Annotated in this window: 5 protein-coding genes; 4 read left to right on the forward strand and 1 reads right to left on the reverse strand. The window is 44.8% G+C overall.

Annotated elements, in window-relative coordinates; translation table 11 throughout:
- Nucleotides 1-86: 86 nt before the first annotated feature.
- The 4 genes from GNIT_RS01420 to GNIT_RS01435 all read left to right on the forward strand — a co-directional run bounded on the left by GNIT_RS01420 (nt 87) and on the right by GNIT_RS01435 (nt 8,583).
- A complete protein-coding gene (locus tag GNIT_RS01420) occupies nt 87-1,586 on the forward strand; it encodes an Hsp70 family protein (RefSeq protein ID WP_014107331.1) in 1,500 nt (499 codons plus the stop codon).
- Nucleotides 1,587-1,790: 204 nt separating this feature from the next.
- Nucleotides 1,791-2,867 carry an efflux RND transporter periplasmic adaptor subunit gene (locus tag GNIT_RS01425; protein ID WP_014107332.1) on the forward strand — a complete coding sequence of 359 codons (1,077 nt, stop codon included), beginning with the start codon at nt 1,791-1,793 and terminating at the stop codon, nt 2,865-2,867.
- Nucleotides 2,864-5,980: an efflux RND transporter permease subunit gene (locus tag GNIT_RS01430; RefSeq protein WP_014107333.1), complete on the forward strand. Its 3,117-nt coding sequence runs from the start codon at nt 2,864-2,866 to the stop codon at nt 5,978-5,980. The genes GNIT_RS01425 and GNIT_RS01430 overlap by 4 nt, the downstream gene beginning before the upstream one ends.
- A 113-nt stretch (nt 5,981-6,093) precedes the next feature.
- A complete protein-coding gene (locus GNIT_RS01435; RefSeq protein ID WP_148261675.1) occupies nt 6,094-8,583 on the forward strand; it encodes a CehA/McbA family metallohydrolase in 2,490 nt (829 codons plus the stop codon).
- Nucleotides 8,584-8,883: 300 nt separating this feature from the next.
- Here the strand turns inward: GNIT_RS01435 and GNIT_RS01440 are convergent, their stop codons facing one another.
- Nucleotides 8,884-10,911: an NADPH-dependent 2,4-dienoyl-CoA reductase gene (locus GNIT_RS01440; protein ID WP_014107335.1), complete on the reverse strand. Its 2,028-nt coding sequence runs from the start codon at nt 10,909-10,911 to the stop codon at nt 8,884-8,886.
- Between the last annotated feature and the right edge of the window lie 75 nt (nt 10,912-10,986).

Genomic DNA, 10,986 nt, shown 5'->3' on the forward strand with positions numbered 1-10,986 from the left:
CTGCGTATATGTGGAAATCAACTAGTGAATTGCACATATTTTTACTCTACAATCCGCGGTCTCTTTTTTAATAGCTCAGGACAAAGATGGCAGCAATAGGCATAGATTACGGTACGTCAAATTCAGAGGTGGTATATTTTGATGGGAAGCAGCATCACTTCATCAAACTCGACCCCAATGTTGAACAATCGAATAAAATTCGTTCTTCCGTTTTTGTGTATTACAAAGATGAACTGCCGCGTCCGCCAGTGTCTGCCATTGAGGCTAAAGTATCGCAAATTCAGCGTGCTATTAATGACCAACTTGAAAAGGCTAAAAACAGCTACTACGAAGCAAAAGATCCGCGAGAGCAGCGCGTTTTTAGTGAAAAAATTGACGACCTGCGTGCGCAGTACCACAACAAGCCAGCTTTACAGCGCCAAGCTATCCAACTTTTGCTCAAATATATGACAGTGCAAGACCTGTCTTTACATCAACTTGTCGAAACAGGTGAATTTGCGTTTGGCGAAGAGGGGTTTAAACGTTACCTCAAAACGCCTGATAAAGGGCGTCTAATTTATTCACCGAAAAACTTTCTTGGCGCGCATCTGGTGCCGGGTCAAAAAGCGGCATTCGTTGGCATGATTGCTAAACAGTTGGCTTACTTCCGCCAAAGCGCAGAGCAGCAGCTTAATCAAACTGTAGATACTGCAGTCATCGGTCGCCCTGTTAAGTTTCATGGCACAAGAGGCGAAGAAGGCAATAATCAAGCAATCGACATTATGACGGAAGCGGCTAAAGCGGCAGGTTTTGCGCACGTTGAATTCTTAGAAGAACCGATTGCAGCTGCCTATAAAATTGAACCCAATTTAGCCAAACCAACCAATGTATTAGTAGTCGATATTGGTGGTGGTACTACCGATATTTGCTGTATTAAGTTGTCACCCGAAAAGCGCACTAACCTCAATCGTCAGCAGGATGTTATGTCAGTTACAGGCGCGCGAATTGGCGGTATGGAGTGTGATAAAAACTTAATTGTGAAGTCAATCGCGCCCACAATGGGCCAAGACTTGAAGATGACTAATGGTCTGCCTGTGCCACCCACCTATTTTTCTGATATGTGCGCGGTAGACGATATTCCCAAGCTCAATAGATTCTTCTCTGATGAATATGGTCTGGATATTGCGCAAACAATGTCAATCATTAAAGAGCCTAAACTTTTAGGGCGCTTGCTAACGGTGCAAGAAGACAAACTTTCAGCACGCTTGGTTAACTCATCTCGTTTGGCGAAAGAAATGCTTTCTTCTAAAGATGAAATCACCTTGCCATTGCATTATATCGAGGCCGATTATGACGTTGACTTGTCGGTCGAAGACTTGAATCGTTCTATGAAATCTTGGTTAAGCCGGGTAAAACGCTTAGTTGTGGAATGCTTAGAAAACAGCAGTGAAGAACCCGAAATGCTATTCATTACAGGTGGAATGAGCTTGTCGCCAATCGTGCGTAAGCAACTTACTGAAGAGATGTTGCCTAATTTACCGTTAATAGAAGGGGATGCTTTTAATTCGGTTTGCGAGGGCTTGGCGATTCAGGCTGCTAGGCTATAGAAGTCGACTTTTATGCCTGCAGTAAATCGGTTTCTTTATGATCTCTAGCCTCTTATGTGGGGTAATAAAATTACAATCTGTAGAAACACACTACTTTTTTGATTTAAAATCAAAAGTGGTGCTCTAGTGGTTTGCGTAAACTTAGCAATTTGAGCTTGAAGTGTTTTGATACTTGAATATTTTTAAAATAATCTTGGAGAAATAATGCGGGCTAGTGCAAAAGTAATCTTATTTAGTTTGCTACTCACTGTATTTGTTAATACTCATGCTGACGCGCAAAGCTCGCCCGTTGATGTTTCTGTTACTTATCCTTCGGTAACTAAAAATTATCAAACCTTATCACTAACGGGGACGATAGAATCGTCTCAAGACGCCTTATTATCGCCCCTTGAATCTGGTGTTGTTGCAGAACTTTTTGTTGAAGTGGGTGATGAAGTCAAACAAGGCCAAGCTTTGTTAGCCTTAGATAATAAACTTGGGCTATTAGCAGAACGTCAAGCTCAGGCTAACTTAAAAGCTGCCGAAGTAGCGCTTTCTGAGGCACAACGCTTATACAAAGAAGTCGATACGCTTTCAAAACAACAGCTAGCCGCCAAAACAGTTGTAGAAGAACGCTTAACTAATGTCGCGAGAGCCGAAGCCGAGCTCTCTAGGCTGAAAGCTACTCTGGACCTGCAGCAAGAAATCCTTAAAAGACATGTGTTAACCGCGCCATTTTCGGGTGTGATTTATCAACGGCTGGTAGATGTGGGAGAGTGGATTACGCCTGCAAGCGGTGTGCTAGCCATTGTCTCTCAGCAAGACAAACGCTTGAGCATTGAGGTGCCGCAAGAATATTACGGTGTTTTTAGTAAGCTTAATTCCCCCATTAAAGTGATGCCCGATAGTCATAATCAATACATTGTAATGGGCAGCATTCAGCGACTAGTTGGCGTATCTAACAGACAAACGCGATCTTTTACCGCACACATTGCCCTTCCTTCCGATGCGAAAATGCTAATTGGTATGTCTGCTCAGGCAGAAGTTAACCTACCTGACACAGAGCAAACGGCTTTTTGGTTGCCTGCTTCGGCACTAAAACAGCACCCCGATGGCGGTTGGAGTATTTTCGCTGCCGTAGATAATCGTGCCAAACGTGTGATAGTTGAGATTTTAAAAGAGCGCGGTGATTTGGTCTTAGTGACTAATGCGAGTGTTGATCAAGCATACGTAACTACTGGTGTTGAATTGTTAAGTGACAATGTACAGCTCAATATCAATGAGAATGCACCAGCCTCATGATTGAGTCAGCCATCAAACGCGGCATTTTGGTTGCAGTAATAGTTAGCATCAGCTGTATTTTGGGAATTGTTGCTGCCATCAGTATTCCTGTTCAGATGATCCCAGACCTTGAGGTACGCACAATTTCAGTGCGCACTGGCTGGCCTGGAGCCACTCCGCAAGATGTTGAAAAAGAAATCCTGATCGAGCAAGAGCGTTATTTACGCAGCGTGACCGGTCTTCAGCGCATGATATCGTTAGCAGAGATGGGACAGGGGAATATTGAGCTAGAGTTTCCATTTGGCGTTGACGTTAATGAGTCTTTGATCCGCGTAAGTAATGCGCTAAGTCAAGTACCTAGCTACCCTGAAAATGTTGATCAACCTAGGTTGTTTTCTGATTCGTTTTCTAGCAATGCGTTTATGTATTTTCAGTTGATTCCTGTTGATGGCAACCCGATGGAGCTAGACATCGACATGCTGTTCAATTTTGCTGATGAAGTAATTCGACCTCGCATGGAAAGTGTCCCTGGGGTATCGCAAATTGAAATTCGCGGTGGTTCAGAAAGACAAATTCAAATTAATATTGATGCAGCTAAGCTGGCGCAGCGTGGCATAAGCCTCACTCAAGTTCGAGACGCCATTCGTAGTCGTAATTCTGACTCATCGGCTGGTGATATTGAGGACGGGAATAGCCGCTTTTTATTGCGTGTGGTTGGGCGTTTTGAGGAGCTCAGTGAGCTTAGAAACGCCATTATTCAACGCAATGGAAACAGCAATGTATATTTAAAAGATGTCGCTACGGTCAAGCTTGACCATTTTGAAAAACGTGAGCTTTCTTATGCGAATGGAGAACGTAATTTAGGCGTATCAGTGCGTCGCGAGACGGGTTCTAACGTGATCGAGATTAAGCAACAAATATTGCCGATTGTAGCCGAGCTAAATGAACAGCTTTTAGCAGCCAACGGCTTGAAAATGGAGCTCTTCAGTGACGACGTAATATACGTATCCAGTTCGCTTAAAAATGTTTGGATCAATCTGCTGTTGGGCGCAGGCTTGGCAACTTTGGTGATGTTTTACTTTCTGCGTTCCGCCCGCACAACGTTAATCGGCGTGATTGGCATTCCTTTGTGCACCATTGCTGCTTTTATCGCACTCTTAGCTTTTGGCCGCACGATTAACGTCATATCAATGGCGGGTGTTGCTTTTGCTATCGGGATGACGGTGGACAACACCATCGTAGTGCTAGAATCTATTGTGCAGTTTAGACGCAAAGGATTAGCTAAGTTAGAAGCAGCCATAGAGGGTGTAAAAGACGTGTGGCCCGCCGTGTTAGCGTCCACAGCGACTACGATTTTAGTTTTCGCGCCCATTTTATTTATTCAGCAAGAAGCCGGACAGCTCTATTCCGACGTCGCAATCGCGATATCAGGTGCTATTTTAGCTTCCATGTTGGTCGCTATTTTCGTTGTTCCCGTTGCAATGGGAAGACTCAATAGTAATGCATCTGAAGAGAAAGGGATGCAGCAGCGCGTGGCGAATCAATGTAAAGCATTAGTGGAAAAAGTAACTGCCACTGTCTTTAGAGCAAGGGTTGTAGCGGGGTCTTTCATTGTAATAATAATGACAAGCGCTTATTTGTTAATGCCTGCTGCTGAATATTTGCCTGAGGGGGAAGAGCCTAAAGCATTCTCGACGATGACAGCGCCTCCTGATTTTAACTTAAGCAAAATGGAACAGATTGGCGACGAGTTGCGCGCGTATTTTACGCCTTTTGTAGAGGCTGACCCTGACGCTTTTGCCAAGGGTGAAGCCGAAATGCCCTCACTATTATTTTATAACATGCGAGTGAATATCGGCGGCATTTGGATGGTCAGTATGCCAACCAATCCTGAAGAGGTTGGCGCCATGATGGACATTATTACCAACAAATTTGAGAGCTACGAGGGAATGCGTGCGTTCTCGTCTAGGGGCTCTATTATTTCTAGCAACGATGGTGGCACTCGAGCTGTAGCAGTAGAAATTGCCGGTAGCGACATCGAACAACTGTACAAAGCCGCCAATGCAGTATTTAAAAAAGCGGATAGTTATTTCAATAATCCTCAGCTTAACTCTGACCCAAGCTCGCTAACCTTGGAGCAACCTTTCATTGAAATTCGACCAAATTGGCAGCGATTGGCCGAGTTGGGAATGAATGCCAGTGACTTTGGGTACTCCGTAGCGGCAGTAAGCGACGGTGCTTTTGTTGATGAATTTCTTTTAAACGACGACAAAGTTGATATGTTTATGTTTAGCGGCGCAGGCAATCAGCAAACCATCCAGCAGCTTGCTTCGACTCCTATTTTAACGCCAGCGGGAAATGTTCTACCGCTTAATTCTTTAGCAACACTGCTCGAAAGTAAAAGCAGCGATTCGGTAAGACGTATAGACGGCGAACGCACGGTGTCGGTATACATTATCCCTCCGCGCGAAGTGGCGCTTGAAACTGCCGTGAAAACTGTGCGCGAGCAACTTTTACCTGAATTGCGTAGGGAAGGAGCAATTGCGCAAGGTTTAAAGGTCAGCATTTCAGGTGCTGCAGATCAGTTAGAGGCTACTCAGGAATCTCTTTCACAAAACTTTATTATCGCAGTAGCTCTTTGCTATTTGTTACTGGTCGCGATATTCAGTCACTGGGGCTATCCTTTGTTTGTGTTAGCTATGATCCCACTGGGGATGGCAGGTGGTTTACTTGGTTTGATTGCGCTAAATGGGGTTAATGGATTATTTGGTGGTGGCTATCAGCCATTCGACATGATTACCATGCTGGGCTTCTTAATTTTGTTAGGCACGGTGGTGAATAATCCAATTTTGATAGTAGACCAGACCCGACGTAATTTACAGAAAGGCAAAGAACTAAGCGATGCTGTTAAAAGTGCGGTTGAAACCCGACTGCGACCCATCATGATGTCGACCACAACGACTATTTTTGGCTTAGCGCCTTTGGTACTGATCCCTGGAGAGGGCACAGAGCTATATCGTGGAGTGGGGATAATCGTTTTAAGCGGAATATTTGTGTCGACTATTTTGAGTCTTACATTTTTACCAGCTTTGTTAGTTGCGGTGTTGACTCAAAGGTCGAAAAAAGCGGCTTGAGAAATTATCGAGAGAAATATTAATTAACACTGACCCCTTTATTTCTCAGCTTGTAAAGGCGGGACAATGTTTGTATGTTAGTAATTATAAAAACTACATCAGAGCAATCAAGCATGAGACCTCACACTCCATATACAAATTCATTTGAAAAACTAGCGTGGCGCAAGTTAACGACGGCGTTTGTCGCATTATTGATTATGCTAACGATATCAACAATGGCTTCTGCACAGTGGGTCAATCATTATCCAAAAGTAGATGATTTTGGTCACCAATTGTATTTGGAACAACATGAGTTGCCCATACATACCTTCGGTATTACCGATCCCGCTCCTTCGCCTGATGGCAAAACAGTTGCTATAGCATCGAAAGGTTGGATTTGGCTGCTTAACCTAGAAAGCGGAGTGGCGAAACGTTTTACTGATTCTGGCGCGGTTGATTCGCGACCAAGATGGTCTCCGAATGGCAAGCGCTTAACGTTTGTTCGTGATTTTGGTGACGATACCGCAGTCGTTATCAAAGAGTTAGATAGCGGTAAAGAAACCGTTATTAATAGCACTGCAATCGACATCGACCCTGAGTTTTCCGCCGACGGACGGTACTTATATTACAGCAGCGGAATTTCTGGATCTCTGAATCTATATCAGCGAGAAATTGCCAGTGCAACACAGCAGGAAATTAGCAATTTAAAACAGGTGGAACGCAACGTCAGGCGCTTAGCTAGTGGACAAGGGATAGTGTATTTGCATGGTGATGGCGCGCATCGAGTATTAAGACACCGCGACTTTTTAGCCGGTAGCGATGAGATAATTAAAGCTCAGACGCTCACATACCATCTTTCTAGCGATGTACATCCAACTCGTGATTTACTAGTGTACAGCGCACCTATCGATAACGATTACCATCTTTGGACCATGGATATGTCTGACCAAAGAGTATCCAAAAGATTAACTACTGGAACTAGCTTTGCGTTAACGCCTGCATTTAGTGCTGATGGCAATCAAATCTATTACGTTCAATTAAGCGATAATCGTCAGTTTCAACTTATGCGCATGGGTACCTATGGCAGCAAGCCGGAGGAAGTTCAGGTGACGACTTGGGATTACAAAGCACCCTCTGGCCAGTTAAATATCTCTATATTTGATGGGCAGCAGTCTCCTGTGGCTGCCCGCTTATCCATCGTATCGGCTGACGGTCATCCTGTTTCAAATCCAAAGGGCGCAACTTTTGTTGACCCTCAAACAGGGCGTACCTATTTTTACGTCGACAAATCAATAAGTTTGACCCTACCAACAGGTGAATATGAAGTTCTGGCTGCGCGCGGACCGCTGACGAATTTAGTATCGCGAACACTGAAGGTTAAAAAATCTAAGACAGAGCAACTCAAAATCGAGCTTGCACCTATATGGGACAGCAGCAGAGCAGGTTACTATTCAGCAGATTTTCATGGTCATCTTAATGGTGACGGTCACCAACGCGCGACCCATGAGGACGCCCTGCTGCAAATGCAGGGAGAGGACCTCAATATGCTTTCACCTATGTCCTGGAACCGATGGGAACGCCTCATCGACAGCGACATTGTGGGTAAACGCACAACGCAAGATGCATATACCGTTGTTCAGGGCCAAGAGGTACGCTCTCATTTTCATGGGCACATAGGCTTACTTAATGTCACCGAACCCTTTACGCCTTGGTTTTTTGGGCCGAATAACCCGACATTGGGTGACCCTGATTTGACTAATGCGGATGTGTTCGCCTATGCCAACAAAGTGGGCGCCTTTGCCACGTATGTGCATTCAGTGGGTGATGATGAAGACCCTTTTTCTACTGAAGGTAACATAAACGGCATTCCTTTAGAGCTTGTATCAGACGGCGTGCTAGAACCTAAGATGGGATTAGAGTTGGTGTGCGCATGGACAAGTCCTCTCGGTACCTCTGAGCTTTGGTATCGTTTGCTCAACATTGGCCAACCTGTCATTGCTATGTCGGGCACAGATACTTGGGTAGATTTTCATCGCACCCCTGCTGTGGGCACAGGTCGCGCCTATGTGCGCCCGCTGAACGAAAATAGCGATGCCGACCCCATTCTTGCTGGAGCACTTGCTGGAAGAAGTTTTTTAAGCACGGGGCCGATGATAGCGTTCTCATTAGATAATGGCGCTAAGCCTGGCGATGTGAGCGACAGCGGTAAGCAAAATTACACATTAAGCCTCGCAAGTACGGTCGCTTTGGAAAAAGTTGAAATTGTCGTCAACGGAAAGGTTGTACAAACGCTCGCAAGCATAAAGAGTGGTGAAACGAAAAATTATCAAGGCCAAGTAGAATTGCCTGAGGGCGGGTGGATTGCTGCGCGGGCTTATGCATCAGAGCAGCGAGCAGACAGCTGGCCAAGTATGCATGCAAGGCCGTTTGCGCATTCATCACCCATTTGGATAAAACAGATAGGTAGCACGACTACAGCGGATAAAGCTAAAGCCGCTGGCGAACTGATTCGTGCAATCGATGCAGCCGAAATACGAGCTAAAAAAGCCTATGGCGAAAAACCAATGCCGAGACTGTATCAGCGTTTTGATGAGGCTCGTAAAGCATTGTTAAATATGCAATAAAGGCGCGGTTGTTTTTCATTCTTCGCGCCTTTATGAATACTACTATGAGAGCCGATACTTTCTGTTAGTTCAGCAGATCGGTTCTCAATTTTTAAGTCTGCTATAACGCTGTTTTTGGGTTTGAACTCCATTGATTATCCTGTTCGCTCGTCAGGCATCAAAAGTTTGATAGCTTTTTGCTATCGAACTTACAGGTGTTCCCCTCACACTGGAAATTAGAATGATACTTTTTTGTAGGCCTACGGAAGTAATGAAATCAATCACTCCGTTTAGACCAAGATTTAACTAACCTCTTAACTTCTAGATAGCAGCTGCAAGCTCAGCTCCCTGCCGAATCGCTCTTTTTGCATCAAGTTCTGCAGCAACGTCAGCGCCGCCTATAATATGTACCTGCATGCCCGCTTCTAATAAGCTTGCATGCAGCTCTTTTAGTGGCTCTTGCCCGGCGCAAACAATAATGTTGTCTACGTTCAACACTTTGCTTTTATCGCCAATTTTGATGTGCAGGCCTTCGTCATCTATTTTTTCATAGCTAACGCCATTCATCATTTGCACTTTATGGTTTATCAGTGATTTACGATGAACCCAGCCGGTGGTTTTACCTAAACCTTTACCTACCTTCGTGGTTTTTCTCTGTAACAAATAAACTTCTCTTGGCGGTTTATGTAACTCTTTTTCCATCAGTGCGCCGGCTGCTTCATATGTTTTATCAACCCCCCAATGAGCCAGCCATTTATCAAGATGTGTGGTGAGCTCTTCTTGCTCGACTAAGTATTCAGACACGTCGAAACCAATGCCACCCGCCCCAATCACAGCCACTTTAGCGCCAACAGGCTTGTGATCACGCAATACATCGATATAGCTCAACACCTTAGGGTGGTCGCTGCCAGGAATAGTTAACCCACGCGGTTTAATTCCTGTGGCCATCACAACTTCTTCAAAGCCTTGTTGTTTTAGCATGTTAGCGTCGACTCGCGTATTTAAATGAAGCTTAACCCCAGTGACTTCAATGCGTTTGTTGTAATAACGCAGGGTTTCGTAAAACTCTTCTTTGCCAGGTACTTGTTTTGCGTAGTTAAATTGGCCACCAATCTCATTCGATTGTTCAAATAAATGCACTTCATGTCCACGCGCAGCGGCATAAGTTGAAAATGCTAAGCCTGCTGGACCTGCGCCTACTACCGCGAGTTTTTTTGGAGCAGCGACTGATTTAAAAATCAGCTCAGTTTCATAGCAAGCTTGTGGGTTGACCAAACAGCTTGCCCGTTTTTGCTCAAACGCATGATCAAGGCAGGCTTGGTTGCAGGCAATACAGGTATTTATTTGGTCTGACTCATTGCGCATCGCTTTGGCGACAAAGTCGGGGTCGGCTAAAAATGGGCGAGCCATAGACACCATATCAGCATGTCCTTGAGCCAATACAGATTCAGCAATTTCGGGTGTATTAATACGGTTAGTGGAAATTAGCGGAAGCTTTACCTCGGCTTTCATTCGCTGCGTTATCCAAGTGAAGGCAGCACGCGGAACTGATGTAGTGATGGTTGGTATTCTTGCTTCATGCCAACCAATACCCGTATTTATAAGAGTCGCACCGGCTTTTTCTATCTCCTTAGCGAGATAGACCACCTCTTCCCACTGTGCTCCGCCTTCTACTAAATCTAACATCGACAAACGATAAATAATGATAAAATCGGCACCTACCTTTTGACGAGTTTGTTTAACAATTTCAATGGCTAGGCGAGCTCTATTTTCTAAGCTACCGCCCCATTCATCGTCACGCTGGTTAGTGCGTTCGCAAAAAAATTGATTAATTAAATAACCTTCCGAGCCCATGATCTCGACGCCGTCATAACCAGCACTCTTGGCGTAGTTTGCACATTCGACATAATCTTTGATGGTGCTGCGTACCCCTCTTGACGACAGCGCTCTTGGTTTAAATGGGGTGATAGGGGATTTAACGCCCGATGCTGAAACCGCCAATGGATGATACCCATAGCGACCCGAATGTAAAATTTGCATACAAATTTTACCGCCTTCCTTATGCACAGCTTCGGTTATTACACGATGTTTTTTGGCGTGCCGTGAACTGCTCATGCGTCCAGCGAAGGGAGCTACCCAACCGGCTATGTTTGGCGCAATTCCACCCGTCACGATCAATGCAACACCACCTTTTGCGCGCTCAGCATAAAATGCAGCAAGTTTCTCAAAGCCTCCTTTCTCTTCCTCCAAACCTAAATGCATTGAACCCATCAATGTACGATTTTTCAAGGTAGTAAAGCCTAAATCTAAAGGCTCAAGTAAATGTGGATAGGGAGAACTGGAAGTCATGGGTTTAATTGCCTTATTTTTATTGGGTTGCGCTTCATCGTATGCGTTTAGTTAACATAAATATAGAGCTCCTTT

Origin of the sequence: Glaciecola nitratireducens FR1064 (assembly GCF_000226565.1) — a bacterium.
Classification (GTDB): Bacteria; Pseudomonadota; Gammaproteobacteria; order Enterobacterales; family Alteromonadaceae; genus Glaciecola; species Glaciecola nitratireducens.